9 protein-coding genes are annotated in these 16899 nt (G+C 71.5%); all 9 read left to right on the forward strand.

The features are described 5' to 3' along the window. Positions 1–6 precede the first annotated feature (6 nt). Positions 7–2136: an acetyl/propionyl/methylcrotonyl-CoA carboxylase subunit alpha gene (locus tag ACFVWW_RS20010; RefSeq protein ID WP_386877612.1), complete on the forward strand. Its 2130-nt coding sequence runs from the start codon at positions 7–9 to the stop codon at positions 2134–2136. After that, positions 2133–3089: a hydroxymethylglutaryl-CoA lyase gene (locus ACFVWW_RS20015; protein WP_386877613.1), complete on the forward strand. Its 957-nt coding sequence runs from the start codon at positions 2133–2135 to the stop codon at positions 3087–3089. The genes ACFVWW_RS20010 and ACFVWW_RS20015 overlap by 4 nt, the downstream gene beginning before the upstream one ends. Positions 3090–3097: 8 nt before the next feature. After that, a complete protein-coding gene (locus ACFVWW_RS20020; RefSeq protein ID WP_384187212.1) occupies positions 3098–4258 on the forward strand; it encodes an acyl-CoA dehydrogenase family protein in 1161 nt (386 codons plus the stop codon). A 160-nt stretch (positions 4259–4418) separates the two neighbouring features. Further along, positions 4419–5750, forward strand: a complete 1332-nt coding sequence (locus ACFVWW_RS20025; RefSeq protein ID WP_384187210.1) for a helix-turn-helix domain-containing protein — start codon at positions 4419–4421, stop codon at positions 5748–5750. 160 nt (positions 5751–5910) lie between these two features. Further along, positions 5911–7200, forward strand: coding sequence for an MFS transporter (locus ACFVWW_RS20030; RefSeq protein WP_386877614.1), 1290 nt, complete (start codon positions 5911–5913; stop codon positions 7198–7200). An 83-nt stretch (positions 7201–7283) separates the two neighbouring features. Beyond that, the gene (locus ACFVWW_RS20035) at positions 7284–8918 is read left to right on the forward strand and encodes a condensation domain-containing protein (protein ID WP_386877615.1); all 1635 of its coding nucleotides are present in this window, start codon (positions 7284–7286) and stop codon (positions 8916–8918) included. After that, the gene (locus ACFVWW_RS20040; RefSeq protein ID WP_386877616.1) at positions 8915–10204 is read left to right on the forward strand and encodes an acetyl-CoA carboxylase biotin carboxylase subunit family protein; all 1290 of its coding nucleotides are present in this window, start codon (positions 8915–8917) and stop codon (positions 10202–10204) included. The genes ACFVWW_RS20035 and ACFVWW_RS20040 overlap by 4 nt, the downstream gene beginning before the upstream one ends. A gap of 205 nt (positions 10205–10409) precedes the next feature. Next, entirely contained in the window at positions 10410–12824 is a 2415-nt protein-coding gene (locus ACFVWW_RS20045; RefSeq protein ID WP_386877617.1) for an amino acid adenylation domain-containing protein, read from the forward strand. Positions 12825–12864: 40 nt separating this feature from the next. After that, a complete protein-coding gene (locus ACFVWW_RS20050; protein ID WP_386877618.1) occupies positions 12865–16863 on the forward strand; it encodes an amino acid adenylation domain-containing protein in 3999 nt (1332 codons plus the stop codon). The last annotated feature ends 36 nt before the right edge of the window (positions 16864–16899 follow it).

A 16899-nucleotide genomic window follows, 5' to 3' on the forward strand; every position in this document is an offset into this window, starting at 1 on the left:
GTGGGAATGTTCGACACGGTTCTGATCGCCAACCGCGGCGAGATCGCGGTGCGCGTCATCCGCACGCTGCGCGGTCTCGGGGTGCGCTCGGTCGCGGTCTTCAGCGACGCGGACGCGGACGCCCGGCATGTACGGGAAGCCGACACCGCGGTACGGATCGGGCCCGCTGCGGCCGCGGAGAGCTATCTCTCCGTCGACCGGCTGCTGGAGGCGGCCGCCCGCACCGGCGCGCAGGCCGTGCACCCGGGCTACGGCTTCCTCGCGGAGAACGCGCGCTTCGCGCGTGCCTGCGCGGACGCCGGGCTGGTCTTCATCGGCCCGCCCGCCGCCGCCATCGATCTGATGGGCGACAAGATCCGGGCCAAGGAGACGGTGCGGGCGGCGGGCGTTCCGGTCGTCCCCGGCTCCTCGGGCAGCGGGCTGAGCGACGCCCAACTGGCCGACGCGGCCAGGGGGATCGGGATGCCGGTGCTGCTGAAGCCCTCGGCGGGCGGCGGCGGCAAGGGCATGCGGCTGGTGCGGTCGGAGGCGGTGCTGGCCGAGGAGATCGCGGCGGCGCGGCGCGAGGCGCGGTCCTCCTTCGGGGACGACACCCTGCTGGTCGAGCGGTGGGTGGACCGCCCCCGCCATATCGAGATCCAGGTCCTGGCGGACGGCCACGGGAACGTGGTGCATCTGGGCGAGCGCGAGTGCTCGCTCCAGCGCCGCCACCAGAAGATCATCGAGGAGGCCCCCTCGGTCCTGCTGGACGAGGCGACCCGCGCGGCGATGGGCGAGGCCGCCGTCCAGGCGGCGCGCTCCTGCGACTACGCGGGCGCGGGGACGGTCGAGTTCATCGTCCCGGGCCGCGACCCCGCGTCGTACTTCTTCATGGAGATGAACACCCGGCTCCAGGTCGAGCACCCGGTGACCGAGCTGGCCGTGTCGGTCGCGGGGACGGGCGGCCTGGACCTGGTGGAGTGGCAGCTGCGGGTGGCCTCCGGCGAGAAACTCCCCTTCGGCCAGGACGACATCACGCTCTCCGGACACGCGGTGGAGGCCCGGATCTGCGCGGAGGACCCGAGCCGCGGCTTCCTGCCCTCCGGCGGTACGGTGCTGGCGCTGAGCGAGCCGCAGGGCGACGGCGTACGGACCGACTCGGGCCTCTCCGAGGGCACGGAGATCGGCAGCGCGTACGACCCGATGCTCTCCAAGGTCATCGCCTACGGCCCCGACCGCGCCACGGCCCTGCGCAAGCTCCGCGCGGCCCTGTCGGAGACGGTCACGCTGGGCGTCCCGACGAACGCCGGCTTCCTGCGCCGTCTCCTGGCCCACCCGGCGGTGGTGTCGGGCGACCTGGACACGGGCCTGGTCGAACGCGAGGCGGCGGGGCTGGTGGACGACGGCGTCCCGCCCGAGGTCTACGCGGCGGCGGCGCTGCTGCGCCACGACGCGCTGGCACCCGAACCGCTCCGAGCAGGGACGACAGGCGTCGCGGGCGCGGGTGGGGGTGCGACTGGGGAGGCTTCCGCCCGCCGCTGGACCGATCCGTTCTCCGTGCCCAGCGGCTGGCGCCTCGGCGGCGAGGCCGCCTGGGCCGTCCACCAGGTGCGCGTACCGGGCCAGGACCCGATGGCCGTCCGCGTCCGGGGAACGGCCGCCGGGGCGGAGCTGCTGCTCGGCGACGGCGCCCCGGTCCGCGCCCGGCTGCTCGACGTGACCGCGACGCGCCTCTCCGTCGAGTGCGACGGCCTCATCCACACCTTCGCCCACGCCTCGGGACCGGAGGGCAGCTGGCTCGGCAGGGACGGGGACAGCTGGCACGCCCAGGTCCACGACCCCGTCGAGGCCGCGTTGCTCGGGGCCGGCCGGGCGGGCGGTGTGGACTCGTTGACCGCGCCCATGCCCGGGACCGTCACCGTCGTGAAGGTGGCCGTCGGGGACGAGGTCGTGGCGGGGCAGAGTCTGCTCGTCGTCGAGGCGATGAAGATGGAGCACGTCATCTCCGCGCCGCACGACGGCACCGTCACCGAGCTGGATGTGACCCCGGGCTCCACGGTCGCCATGGACCAGGTGCTGGCCGTCGTCGCCCCGGCCCCCACCCCGCAGGAGACCCCGCAGGGGACCTCGCCGGAGACCCCGCAGGAGGAGTCATGACCGAAGGACTGCCCATGGCGGTCGCCTCGCAGGGCCTGCCGCCCCGGGTCCGTATCCATGAGGTGGGCGCGCGCGACGGCCTGCAGAACGAGAAGGCCGTCGTACCGACCGAGGTCAAGGCGGAGTTCATCCACCGGCTCGCCGGGGCCGGACTGACCACCATCGAGGCGACCAGCTTCGTGCACCCCAAATGGGTGCCCCAACTGGCCGACGCCGAGCAGCTGTTCCCGATGCTCGACGACCTCCGCGGCTCCGGCGGCGGCGCCCCGGTCGCGCTCCCCGTCCTCGTGCCGAACGCGCGCGGACTCGACCGCGCGCTCGCCCTCGGCGCCCGCGACATCGCCGTGTTCGCCAGCGCCACCGAGTCGTTCGCCAAGGCCAACCTCAACCGGACCGTGGACGAGTCGCTCGCCATGTTCGCGCCGGTCGTCGCCCGGGCCCGCGAGGACAAGATGCGGGTCCGCGGCTATCTCTCCATGTGCTTCGGCGACCCCTGGGAGGGCCCGGTCCCGGTCCATCAGGTCGTCCGGGTCGCCAAGGCCCTCATGGACCTGGGCTGTGACGAGCTGAGCCTCGGCGACACGATCGGCGTCGCCACCCCCGGCCATGTGCAGACCCTGCTCGCCGAGCTGAACGAGGAGGGCGTGCCGACCAATGCCATCGGTGTGCATTTCCACGACACCTACGGCCAGGCCCTCGCCAACACCTTCGCCGCGCTCCAGCACGGTGTGACCACCGTGGACGCCTCGGCGGGCGGCCTCGGCGGCTGCCCGTACGCGAAGAGCGCCACCGGAAACCTCGCCACCGAAGACCTCGTGTGGATGCTCAACGGCCTCGGTGTCGAAACCGGCGTCGATCTCGGCCTGCTCACCGCCACCAGCGTCTGGCTGGCCGAACGGCTGGGCCGCCCCAGCCCCTCCCGTACCGTCCGAGCCCTCTCCCACAAGGAGTGACCGCACCGATGTCCCTGGACCACCGGCTGTCCGCCGAGCACGAAGAACTGCGCCGCACCGTCGAGGAGTTCGCCCGCGAGGTCGTCGCGCCCAAGATCGGCGACTTCTACGAGCGGCACGAGTTCCCGTACGAGATCGTCCGCGAGATGGGCCGGATGGGCCTGTTCGGGCTGCCCTTCCCCGAGGAGTACGGCGGCATGGGCGGCGACTATCTCGCCCTCGGCATCGCCCTTGAGGAGCTGGCCCGCGTCGACTCCTCCGTCGCAATCACCCTGGAGGCGGGCGTCTCCCTGGGCGCCATGCCGGTCTACCGCTTCGGTACGGAGGAGCAGAAGCAGGAGTGGCTCCCCCGCCTCTGCTCGGGCGAGCTGCTCGGCGCGTTCGGCCTGACCGAGCCGGACTGCGGCTCGGACGCGGGCGGCACCCGCACCACCGCCGTGCGGGACGGCGACGCGTGGGTGATCAACGGGTCCAAGTGCTTCATCACCAACTCGGGTACGGACATCACGGGCCTGGTCACGGTCACGGCGGTGACCGGCCGCAAGGAGGACGGCCGCCCGGAGATCTCCTCGATCATCGTGCCGTCCGGCACCCCCGGCTTCACGGTCGCCGCCCCGTACTCGAAGGTCGGCTGGAACGCCTCGGACACCCGTGAGCTGTCCTTCTCCGACGTACGGGTGCCGCTGGCGAACCTGCTCGGCCAGGAGGGCCGCGGTTACGCCCAGTTCCTGCGCATCCTCGACGAGGGCCGGATCGCGATCTCCGCGCTGGCGACGGGCCTCGCCCAGGGCTGTGTGGACGAGTCGGTGACGTACGCCAAGGAGCGGCACGCCTTCGGCCGGCCGATCGGCGACAACCAGGCCATCCAGTTCAAGATCGCCGACATGGAGATGCGCGCGCACATGGCGCGGATCGGCTGGCGCGACGCGGCCTCCCGCCTCACCCACGGCGAGCCGTTCAAGAAGGAAGCCGCGCTGGCGAAGCTGTACTCCTCGACGGTCGCCGTCGACAACGCCCGCGAGGCCACCCAGATCCACGGCGGCTACGGCTTCATGAACGAATACCCGGTGGCCAGGATGTGGCGCGACTCCAAGATCCTGGAGATCGGCGAGGGCACCAGCGAGGTCCAGCGCATGCTGATCGCCCGCGAGCTGGGCCTGACGGGCTGACGCCCGCCGACCGGATCCGCCGGCGGCCGTACGCGGGGTGCGTCCGCCGGCGCAGCATCAACGCCTCGCAAGAGGGGTAGCAACTTTAGATTCCCGAGCCCGCCGCACAACCAGGTCGGCGGGCTCGCACCTATGAGCTACCACTCATGGAGCTATCGCAGTGATTGTTGCAGCCAACAGTGAAGACTTCGCCCAGCAGTTACGCAAGTACCGGGAACGCGGTCGGCTGACGCAGACCGAACTGGCCGGCCTCGCCACGATGAGCGTGCGGGCCGTCCGCAATCTGGAACAGGGGCAGGTGGCGGTCCCGCGCCGCGACACGGTGCGCCTGCTCGCGGACGCGTTACAGCTGTCCGCGCGGGAGCGGGTCTCCTTCGAACTGGCTTCGGGACGCGAAGCGGGGGACGCGCTGTTCGACACGCTCACCATGTCGCCCACCGAGGTGGGCCAGCCGCTGCGGGGACGCGAGCGGGAGCTCGACGCGATACTCAAGCGCGTACTGGGCGAACACGGACGGATCACGGCCATCACGGGCTTCGGGGGCGTGGGCAAGACCCGGCTGGCCCACGCGGTGGCGCAAGAGCTCGCCGCACTGCACGGCATGCCCACCCTGTGGGTGTCCCTGCGGCAGGGAACCGGGGACGGCGGGCCGGACGCCGAGGGGTATTTCCGGCCCGACAGGAACCAGAAGGCCTGGTACCACAGCGTGGACGAGCTGGTGGCGTTCAGCGACGACGGTATCGACCAGCTGGTCCGGCTGATCGGGGACCGGGCCGTGCTCCTTGTCCTGGACGGCAATGACCCGGGTCAGGTGCAGCACGCCGCCAAGTGGAAGATGATCCGGAACTGCCGGAACTTACGCATACTCGAAACGGCCCGCACGCCGGAGGGGCTACCCGAGGAACACCGGCTGGCCCTGGCCCCGCTCCCCGTAGCGGCGAGGTCCGCCGGCCGGGACGAGGTGACCGCGTCGCCGGCCGTGGCTCTGCTGCTCGCGCTGATCACGGACGCGCAGTCGGATTTCGAGCCGGACGAGACCGTGCTGACGGTCTGCGCGGAGGTCTGCCGGCGGCTCGACGGCCTGCCGGGCGCCCTGGAGGCGGCCGCCTCCTGGTTCATGATCGTTTCAGCGGAGGAGATCGGGCGGATGGCCCGTGACGAACCGCATCTGCTGGCCACCCACCCCGGCGACCGGGTCGACCTCGCGACGACGGTGCACGAGGCCATCGCCGCGCAGCCACCGCGCTATCGCGAGCTGCTGCTCCGGCTCGCGGACTGGTCCGGCTCCTGGACCGTGGCCATGGTGGTGGCGCGTATCGGTATCCCGTGGGCGCAGGTCGCCCGCGCCGTGCATGTCTTCCTCCAGTGCGGTCTCATAGCGAAGGTCACGCCGGGTGGCGACAACCTTGTCAAATTCACCGTCCTCAACGTCATTCGCGCCTACCTGACCAGGGCCCCCGAAGCCGTGGCCTCCTTGAGACCTGTCCCGTGACCGCTCACCGCCGACCCGGGGGCGGGGCGGCGGAAGGGGCAATCGAATCGGCAGTTGATCGGTAGTTCCCCCTGCCTCTCTGTGGCAGGCTGCGGTTGCTGGGCACTATGGGACGCACGGGCGAGGCGACTGCCCCGCCGACCGGGGGAGGACGAACCGCATGACGCAGACGGCGTCGAAGCAGGACGCCGCGGCAGGTGAGGAGAGCTCGCTCTGGCGCAACCGGAACTTCATGCTGCTGTGGTTCGGGCAGGGGGCGGGGACGCTCGGTCCGCGCATCGCGCTGATCGCCCTGCCGATCCTCGCCCTCGACATCCTGCACGCCAGCGCGTTGCAGGTATCCCTGCTGACCTCCCTCAGCTGGCTTCCCTACCTGCTGTTCTCCCTGCCGGCGGGCGTGCTCGCCGACCGGCTGGACCAGCAGAAGATCATGGTCTTCTGCGACGCGGCCCGCATGCTGCTGATCCTGTCGGTTCCGCTGGTCGCGCTGGGCGGCCACTTGAGCCTCTGGTACCTGTACGTGATCGTCGGCGTCTCCGGTGTGCTCACGGTGCTGTTCACGGTGGCCTACCGGAGCCAGCTGCCGAAACTGGTGCGCACCGCCCAACTGGTCGACGGCAACGGCAAACTCGCCATGAGCGAATCGCTCGCGGAGCTGAGCGGACCGGGCCTGGGCGGCGCACTGATCGGGCTGGTGGGCGCCTCCCGCACGCTGTACGCCAACGTGCTCACGTACGCGCTCAGTGCCGTGACCCTGGGCCTGATGCGCGTACCCAAGTCCGAACAGGGTGAACCGGCCGGTTCGAACCGGGTGTCCTTCAAGGCCGCCATCGGGGAAGGGCTCACGTTCGTGCGCCGTCACCCCATCCTGCGCCATCTGCTCGTGTGCACCAGTGTGTCCAACTTCTTCGTGACGGCCGCCAATTCGATCGCGGTCACCTTCATGCTCCGCGATCTGCATGCCAGCGCGGGGGCCGTCGGGGTGGTGTTCACGCTGGGTTCCGTGGGCGGCCTGATCACCGGAGCCTTCGCCCGTCGTATCACCGCCCGGGTGGGCAGCGCCCGGATCATCTGGGTCTCCATGCTGGTGCCCGGCCCGCTGTATTTCCTGATGCCGCTGTCGCTGCCGGGCTGGGGCATCGCCCTGTACGCCATCGGCCTGGCCGCCCTGTCGGCCAACAGCACCATGTTCAACACCGCCTCTCTCTCCTACCGGCAGCTCGTCTGCCCGCCCGAGGTGCTCAGCCGGGTGAGCGCGGTCTACCTCTGGATCGCCTACGGCGTCATCCCGCTCGGTTCCCTGTTCGGTGGCCTGCTCGCCACCTATGCCGGGCTGAGGCCGGCGCTCTGGGTCTGCGCGGCGGGCATGTGGAGTGCCTCGCTGTTCGTCGTGTTCTCGCCTCTTCGGAAGACACGTGACATCCCGGCCGCGGAAATGTCGCTCAGCTAGCGGACGTCCGGAAAAAGCGCCCCGGTCACACTTCTTCTTCGTGTCGCCGATTCACTGTCACACAATGAAGGGAACAGCTGGGCATGGAGGAATTACGGAAAGACCCGGCCGACGTTCTCCTGGCCGTGCTCCGGGAAAATCTGTCGGTCCAGGACATCGACATGGACAGCAAGTTCTATGCGCTCGGCGGAGACTCACTGACCGCGGTGCGCGTCGTCAATGACGCGCGCGCGAAGGGTATTCCGATCACCCTCCGCGATCTGATGGTGCGGCAATCGGTGCGCGGCATGATGGGCGTTCCCTCGGTCATCGAAGCGCTGGCCGGCGACGGATCAGGGGCGCCGGGCGGCGGGACACCGGAAGCCGCCGCCTTCTCCCTCCTCGATCCGCGGGACCGCGCCCTGGTCCCCGAGGGGGTGGCGGACGCGCTGCCCGCGTCGGCGCTGCAGATCGGCATGCTCTACCTCTGCGAGACCAGCCAGGACCCGCTGCTCTACCACAGCATGGACGGCTGGGAGGTGTGCGCGCCTTTCGACGAGAAGGGTTTCCGCTCCGCCCTGACCGCGCTCTGCCGTCGCCACCCCGCCCTGCGCACCGCCTTCGACTTCGGCGGTCTCTCGGTTCCCGCGCAGCTGGTCTGGGCCGACGCCGAGCCCGAGCTGAGCATCGACCGGGCGACCGGCGCCGACGAGGCCGAGGAGTTGGTACGGGACTGGTGCGACCGCCGCCTCGCCTCGCCGATCGACTGGCGGACCCCGTCCCTGGTCCGCTGCCATGTGGTGGTTCTGCCGGAGTCCTTCCATCTGGTGCTGGCCGCCCACCACGCCGTACTCGACGGCTGGAGCCTGAGCAGGCTGGCCGTGGAACTGATGACCCTCTATTCCGCCGAGTGCGGCGGCCAGGAGGCCGGACTCCCCGCGCTGTCCGCCGCCGTACAGAACGACTTCATCGCCGCCGAGCAGTCGGCCGCGGCCTCACCCGCCGCGGCCGAGCACTGGTTCGGCCAGGCGGACGTGGAGCCCCTGCTCTTCGACGGTTCGAAGCACGACAAGATCCCCAACGCGGACCAGCGCTGCGAACTCGGCCTCGACGCCGGCCTCGTACGGTCCCTGAACGGCGTGGCCCGCATGCTCGGCGTCTCCGTGAAGGCCATCGCGCTCGCCGCGCATGTGCGGGCCCTGGGCACCTGGACCCGGCGCGAGCAGGACATCGTCACCGGCGTCGTGTTCAACACCCGCCCGGTGAGCGCCGGTTCCGACCTCGCGACCGGACTCTTCCTGAACACGCTGCCGGTGCGCTTCCCGACGGTGAACGACACCTGGGCGGGTCTCATCAGGGCGGCGGCGGACGCCGAGAGCAAGAGCGCCCCCTATCAGGCCTTCCCGCAGGCGCTGGTCGTCGAGCGGCTCGGCCGGCCGGCCTTCGACGTCACCTTCAACTTCATGAACTTCCACGCCTACGAGGAGCTGGACCGGCTGACATCGGTGCCCACCCGGGGCCGGTGGCGCAGGGGCAAGCCCAGCTTCCCGTTCCACGTCAATGTCGAGATCTCCGGCACCGAGGGCCAGATCCGCATCGGCTTCGACTCGGCCTATGTGGCCCGCCCCACCGTGGAGGCCCACGCCAGTTCGCTGCGGCAGGCACTGGTGGCGCTGGTGGCGAATCCGGTCAGCCCGGCCGGGCGGACCACCCAGGACGAACGGGGAATCCGCTCATGACCGACCGTTCCCGGCCGCTGTTCGCCGTCCTGTACGACGCGGGCGCGGCGCCCGCCGGCGAGATCGGTGCGGGCCTCGCCGACCTGGGTGACATCGTCTTCCTCGTCCCGCGCGCATCCGCGCATGTGGACCAGCTGCTGCCGGTCATGGAACTGCTCGGCGAGATCCGGACGCTCACCGGGCACGCCGACGCGGACGCGGAGCTCATCCGGGAGATCGCACCCGACGGCATCCTCACCTTCTGCGAGGACATGATCCGCCCGGCCGCCGAACTCGCGGCCGCGGCGGGCCTTCCCGGCCTGTCCCCGCACACGGCCCGGCTCTACACCGACAAGGGCATGCAGCGCCGCGTGCTGCGTGAGGCGGGCGTCGACCGGACGCGCACCCGCGTGCTGGACTCGCTGAGCGACTGGGACGAGGCACTGCGGACGGTGGGCCTGCCCTCGGTCGTCAAGCCGGTGACGGGGTCGCGCAGCAAGGACGCCTACGCCATGCGGTCCGAGGCGGACGCCCGCGCCGTCCACGCGCGGCTCGACGCCATCGCCGCGGCCGGCGCCTGGGCCCCCTTCATCCTGGAGGAGTTCCTCGAGGGCCGGCCGAGCGAACCGTTCGGCGACTATGTCTCCGTCGAGAGCGCCTGCACGCCGTCGGGCATCACGCACTTGGTGCTCACCGGCAAATCCCCGGTCATGCCCCCGTTCCGGGGGACGGGGCGGATCTGGCCCAGCCATCTGCCGCGCGACGAGGAGCAGGAGATCTTCGACCTCGTCACCCGGGCCCTGGAAGCGGTGGGCGCCGACAGCGGATACGCCCACACCGAGCTGAAGCTCACCCCCGGAGGACCGCGCCTCATCGAGCTCAACGGAAGACTCTCGGGCCATGTGAACATGATGGCCCGTGAGGCGTGCGGCCTGGATCTTGTCCGTGTCGCCGGTCTCATGGCCCTGGGCGAGCAGCCTTATCTGCCGACCTTCGACTTCGGCGGAAAAGTCCACTTCCAGTACAACAACCTCGCGCCGCTGGCCCCCTCCACCCTGCTGGCCGTCCAGGGGGCCGAGGCCGTCCGCGAGATACCGGGCGTGACCGCCTACCGGAATTTCGTCCGCCCGGGCGACCCGCTTCCCGGCGGTACCACCACCTTGACCCTGGACACCATTTCCGGGGTGTGCGAGGGCCATGAAGCGGTTATGCGCACCATTGACGAGGCGCGCGCCGCACTCACCTTCGAGTTCCGCTTCCAGGACGGCGTCCGGAGTGTCAACGGGCTGAAACTGTCGCAGCACTGACAGGCGAATCCGTCCAGGATTCGCTTTCGTTTCCGGCGGCTATGGCTTCCGCTAACTGCCGGTCTCCTGCCGAAACATCTGCCGCTGGGACTCGGCGACAGAACCTAGCATTGATCCCACGGCTTCTCGCGTGCGCTTTTCCGGGCGGATGCGCGTCATTTTCCGCGTGGAACGATAAAGGGATCGGAAGTGGTGACAGATGATCGTGGGAGACGTTCCCCCCGAGGAAGCCGATGTCCCGTCCTGGCTCCCGTTCGGCGGCTCGTGCTCGCTCGCCGGACCCTGCGGGACGGTGCGGCGGTCGACGCCACTCCCCACCGAGGTGGTCAGGGAACTCGGCGGTAGCGGAGACGAGTTCGTCCTCTCGGCGGCTCTGATCCTCTTCCGCAAGTACAGCAACGGACTCGCGTTCCGCATCGGGGTCCGCCGGGCGTCCTGGCCGGCGGACGGGGCCGCCGCGTCGGTCGTCAGCCACATGCCGTCCGCCCTGACCGCGGCGGAGCACCGCCACGCCGTGGCCGCCGGCCTGGCCGGGATCGCCGAAGCTCCGCGCACGGCGGACGCCGTGCCGCCGAAGGTGATCTGTGTCGTGGACGGGCCCGCCGCCGGCGGGCCCGGCGCCGATCTCGTCCTCTCCACCGAGGCCACGGCCGACGACGGCGTCACACTGCACCTGGACTGCCACGAGCACGTCCTTCCTTCGGCGTTCGCCGAGCGCATGCTGGGCCATCTGGTCACCCTCCTGCGCCGGATCACCGAGCGCCCGGACCTGCCCATAGGCGAACTCCAGCTGCTGACCGACGCCGAGTACGAGCGACTGCGCGGGTTCACCGACACCCAGCGGCCCTATCCGCGCGACGCCTCGATCTACCAGCTCTTCGCCGGCCAGGCGGCGAGCCGTCCCGATGAGGAAGCCGTCCGCGACCGGGACACCTCCCTGACGTACGGGCAACTGGAGCGGGAAGCACTGCGGTTGGCGGACGTCCTGCACGCCCGGGGGGTCCGTCGGCACAGCCGGGTCGCGTTCATGCTGGAGCGCTCGCCCCGCCTGATCGCCGCCGTACTCGCCATTCTCCGCCTCGGCGCCGCGTATGTGCCCGTCGACTCAACCCTCCCGGCGGGCCGCAGGGACTTCGTGCTCTCCGACAGCGGCGCGGAACTGCTCCTGACGGACAGCCCGGCGGTCACCGCGGACCTCCCCGTGCTCGACCTCACCCAGCCGTACCCCGCTCCGGCCGGCCCGCTGCCGGAGCTCGCCGTAGGGCCACAGGACGCCGCGTACGTGATGTACACCTCGGGCACCACGAGCGGGCCGAAGGGCGTCCTGGTCAACCAGCGCGCCGTCGTCCGGCTGGTCCGGGACACCGACTACGTACACCTCTCCGACACCACGAGGATCCTGCAGACCGGCGCAATCGCCTTCGACGCCACCACGTTCGAGTTCTGGGGCGCGCTGCTCAACGGCGGTACCCTCGTGCTCGTGCCGAGCGACACCGTCCTGAATCCGGTGGACCTCGGCGCCGCGATCTCGCGGCACCGGGTCAACACGATCTGGCTCACCTCCACCCTGTTCAACCAGCTCGTCGAAGAGGACCCTTCGGTCCTCGCCGGCTGTCAGGTCCTGGTCGGCGGTGAGGCGGTGTCGGCGCGGCACATCGCCGAGGCGATGAGCGCCTGCCCGGACAGCGTGTTCATCAACGGCTACGGTCCCACCGAGAACACCACCTTCTCCGTCACGCACCGCGTCACCCGGCGCTACCACGGCAGGGTTCCGATCGGCCGCCCCGTCGCCAACTCCACCGCCTGGGTGCTCGACCGGGACAGAAACCCCCAGCCCATCGGCGTACCCGGCGAGCTGCATGTGGGCGGCGACGGACTCAGCGACGGCTATGTCAACCGGCCGGAGCTGGAGGCCGCCGCGTTCGTCAGCGGTGGCGCGAGCGTCCCCGGGCGGCTGTACCGCACCGGCGACATCGCGCTCTGGACCGATGACGGGCTCCTCGACTGTCTCGGCCGCGCGGACAACCAGGTCAAGATCCGTGGTTTCCGGGTGGAACTCGGCGAGATCGAGGGCCGGCTGTCCCAGCTGCCCGCCGTGCGCGACGCCGTGGTGCTGCTGCTCCCGCGCGCCGCCGGCCTGTCCGTCCTGTGCGCCTACTTCACGTCCGAGACCCCGCTCGACCCGGACAACCTGCGGGCCGCGCTGGCCGGGGAACTCCCGGACTACATGGTCCCGTCCGCGTTCCTGCGGCTCGACGAGATGCCGCGGAACCACAACCACAAGATCGACCGAGCGGCGCTCGCCGCCCTCGATCCCGTGACGGCCACGGCGCCCGCAGGACCGGGGCGGGCTCCGGACACCCCGCTGGAAATCACCGTGGCGGGCATCTTCGCCGAGGTCCTGGGGCTGCCCTCGGTCTCCATGGACGACGACTTCTTCCGGCTCGGCGGGCACTCGCTGCGCCTGATGCGGCTGTGGAACCAGATCCGGTCGGCCACCGGCCGGGGAATCGAACTGAAGCAGATCCTCGACCACCCGACGGCGCACGGCGTCGTGGCCGCCCTGGAGCACAGCCCGGCGTCCACGGCCCCCCGTCCCAAACTGACCCGCCGGTCGTGACGGCGGCCGTGGTCCGTCCGCCGGCCCGGTACGGGGAGGAATGACCGTGTTTCCGTTGTCGTTCGCGCAGCAGGGCCTGTGGTTCCTGAACCGGCTCGAAGGGCCGAGTTCGACGTACAACGTGCCGGTGATCGTACGGCTGCGCGGCGCCCTGGACGTCCCGGCGCTCGACGCGGCCCTCGCCGATGTGGTGGAGCGGCACGAGAGCCTGCGGACGGTGTTCGGCGAGAGCGACGGCGAGCCGTACCAGCGGGTGCTTCCCCTGCGGGAGACCGGTTTCGCCCTCCAGGTGGCCGACAGCGGCCCGGAGCGGCTCGACGCCGACCTGCTCGCGGCGGTGCGGCGTCCGTTCGACCTGACCGCCGACCTGCCGACCCGGGCCTGGCTGTTGCGGGTCGCGGCCGACGACCACGTACTGGCTCTGGTCCTGCACCACGTGGTCTGCGACGGCTGGTCCCTGACGCCGCTGCTGCGTGACGTCAGTGCCGCCTACGGCGCCCGGTACGAGGGCCGGGCGCCGGCCTGGGAGCCGCTGCCGGTGCAGTACAGCGACTACACGCTGTGGCAGCGCGAGCTGCTCGGCAGTGACGAGGATCCCGGCAGCCTCCTCACCACGCAGCTGCGGCACTGGCGTGACGCTCTCGCGGGGCTGCCGGAGGAACTGCCGCTGCCCTGCGACCGGGTGCGGCTGCCGGCGCGGGACGGCGCCGAGGGAGCCGGCGCCTTTCGGGGCGAGACCGTCGAGCTCACGGTCGGACCCGAGCTGCACGGCCGGCTGCTCGACGTGGCACACCAGCACGGCTGCACCCTGTTCATGCTGCTCCAGGCGGCCGTCGCGGTGCTCCTGACCCGTTCCGGCGCCGGTACGGACATCCCGTTCGGCACCCCGGTGGCCGGCCGCGCCGACGACGCGCTGGACGACCTGGTCGGCTTCTTCGTCAATACGGTCGTGCTGCGCACCGACACCTCGGGCAACCCCTCCTTCGGGGAGCTGCTGCGCCGCGTCCGCACGACGGACCTCGATGCCTACGCCCACCAGGAGGTGCCGTTCGACCGGCTCGTCGAGGCCCTCAATCCGCCGCGGTCCCCGGACCGGCACCCGCTGTTCCAGGTCATGCTGGCGCTCAACGAAGGGCGGCCCGGCGACGCTCTGAGCCTGCCCGGTGTCGAGAGCACGGTGCTGCGCCGGACCACCGACACCGCGAAGTTCAGCCTGTCCGTCGACTTCGGCGACCGGCGTGACGAGCACGGCGGCCCGGCCGGGCTGCTCGCCTCCCTCGAATACGCCACCGATCTCTTCGACGAAGCGACCGTGCGGACCATGGGCGAGCGCCTGGTGCGGCTGCTGTCGGCGGTCGCCGACGATCCGGCGGTGCGCATCCGCGAGGTGTCCGTCCTGTCGGAGGCCGAGCGGCACCGGCAACTGACCCGGTGGAACGGCCCCGTCAGGACCGAGACCGCCGTCGATCTCGGCCGGCGGATCCGCGAGTGGGCCGAGCGGCGGCCGGACGCCGTGGCCGTCTCCGACGCGAGCGTCCGCTACACCTACCGGGAGCTGGCCGACGCGGCCGACCGCGTCTCCCGCGCCCTGGCCCGGGCCGGCGCGGGCCCCGACGCCCTCACCGCGATCCTCTCCGACCGCAGCGCCTGGTTCGTCGCCACCGCGCTCGGGGTGCTCGGCTCGGGCGGCGGCTACCTGGCACTGGACGGCACGCTGCCGACGGAGCGGGCCCGGCAGATGATCGCGGACAGCTCCGCCCGCTATCTGGTGGCGGCGTCCGGGCTGCGCGAGCGGGCCGGGCTGCTGACCGCCGGGGGGCTCGACGGCGTGACGGTGGTCGAGGCGGACGGCGTACCGGACGAGACGCGGGACTGGCGGCGGCCGGATCTCGGCGCGTCCCCCGGCCTGCTCGCGTACGCCGTGTTCACCTCGGGCTCCACCGGCCGGCCCAAGGGCGTACTGGTCCCGCACCGGGGCCTGTCGAACCATCTGCACGCAGTGGCCGAGCTCTATCGCCTCGACGAACGCGACACGATGGCCTTCAACGCGCCCCTGACCTTCGACGTCTCGGTGTGGCAGGCGCTGACCATGCCGTTCACCGGCGGACGGGTGCATGTCCTGGACGAGGACACCACCCGCGATCCGCTGGCGCTGGCCCGCTGCATCGCCGACGAGTCCATCACGGTGGTGCAGATCGTGCCGCAGGTGCTGCGGGCGGTCCTGGACATGTGGGATCTCGACGACACGTCCGTCGGCCTGCTCAAAGGGCTGCGGTGGATGCTGGTACACGGCGAGGAACTCCCGCCCGACCTCGTCGACCGCTGGTTCGCCCGGCACCCCGGGATCCCGCTCGCCAATGTGTACGGCCCCGCCGAGTGCTCCGACGACGTGTCGATCTCGGTGATCGACGCGAGCGAGGACTTCCGCGCCGACCGGGCGCCGATCGGCCGGCTCCTGCGCAATATGCAGGCGTACGTACTGGACGAGTATCTCCAGCTGCTCCCGGCCGGCGCCGTGGGCGAGCTGTACGTCGGCGGAGCCGGGCTCGCGCGGGGCTACGCGGGCCGCCCCGAGCTCACCGCGCAGCGGTTCGTGGCCAGTCCGTTCGGCGCTCCCGGTGAACGGATGTACCGCACCGGCGACCTGGTGCGCTGGAACGCCGACGGCGAACTGGAGTTCATGGGCCGGGCCGACCACCAGGTGAAGATCCGCGGCTTCCGGATCGAACCGGGAGAGGTCCAGGCCGTCGTCGAACGGGATCCGCGGGTGCGCCAGGCCATGGTCCTCGCCCGCGAGGACCGGCCCGGCGACAAGCGCCTGGTGGCCTACGTGGTGCCGGCGGACGGCGCGGCGCTCGATGTCGCCTCGGTACGGCGGCGCACGGCGCGGGCGCTGCCCGAGTACATGGTCCCGGCGTTCTTCGTGGCGCTGGACGAACTGCCGGTGACCCCCAACGGCAAGCTGGACCGGCACGCCCTGCCGGTCCCCGAGGCGCCGTCGACGGCCGCGGGCGTTCCGCCGCGCACCCCGCAGGAGACCATCCTGTGCACGCTGTTCGCCGAGGCGCTCGGGCTGCCCCGGGTCGGCGTGGAGGACAGCTTCTTCGACCTCGGCGGGCACTCCATGCTCGCGATGCGGATGCTCAGCCGTATCCGGTCGGTGCTGGGCCTGCGGGTGACGGTCCGCACCCTGTTCGAGGCCCCCACCGTCGCCGGCCTGCTCGCGGCCGTCGGGTCGGGCGAGCCGCAGGACGACCACGAGGTGCTGCTGCCGCTGCGCGCCGGCAGCGATCCGCGCCCGCTGTTCTGCGTCCACCCCGCGACCGGACTCGCCTGGAGCTACGCGGGACTCGCCGCCCATCTGCCCAAGGACTGCGCGCTGTACGGCCTGCAGGCGCCCGGCCTGGTGGCGGGCAGTGTGCCGCCCGCCGGCATGAACGAGATGCTCGACCGGATGCTGGCGGAGATACGCCGCGTCCAGCCCGAGGGGCCGTACCGGCTGCTCGGCTGGTCGCTCGGCGGCAACATCGCCCACGCGCTGGCCGGACGACTGCAGGACGACGGCTCCCGCGTCGGCCTGCTCGCCCTCGTCGACGCGTATCCGGGCGAGGTCTGGCCCTACCCGCCCTGGGCGACGGCGGCGCAATGGGACGAGTACGGCCTGCTGGCCACGCTCGTACCGGCGGCCGACGCCGAGGACATACCGGCCGCCGGCATCGAGTCGGTGCTGACCGGCCTCCGGGCCACCGCACGGGAGCGGCTCGGCCTCGACGCCGCCACGTTCCAACGACTGCTCACCGTCGGCGTCAACAGCAGCCGGCTGGTGGCCGGTCACCGGCCCGCCCGGGTCCGCGGCCGGACCCTCTACTTCACCGCGACGCACAGCCGGGGCGCGGCCCGTCCCGACCCGGCGGCCTGGGCGCCCTACGTGGAGACGCTCGTCGGCCACGACCTGGCGTGCCGCCACGAAGAGGCCATGGACGCCGAGCCGCGCAAGCACATCGCCGAGATTGTCACAGCCGAACTGCTCGGCCACTGACGGCCACCGCACCTGAAGAACCGGAAGGCGGCAAAC

The sequence above is a fragment of the Streptomyces sp. NPDC058198 genome (assembly GCF_042882605.1).
In the GTDB taxonomy this organism is placed as follows: domain Bacteria; phylum Actinomycetota; class Actinomycetes; order Streptomycetales; family Streptomycetaceae; genus Streptomyces.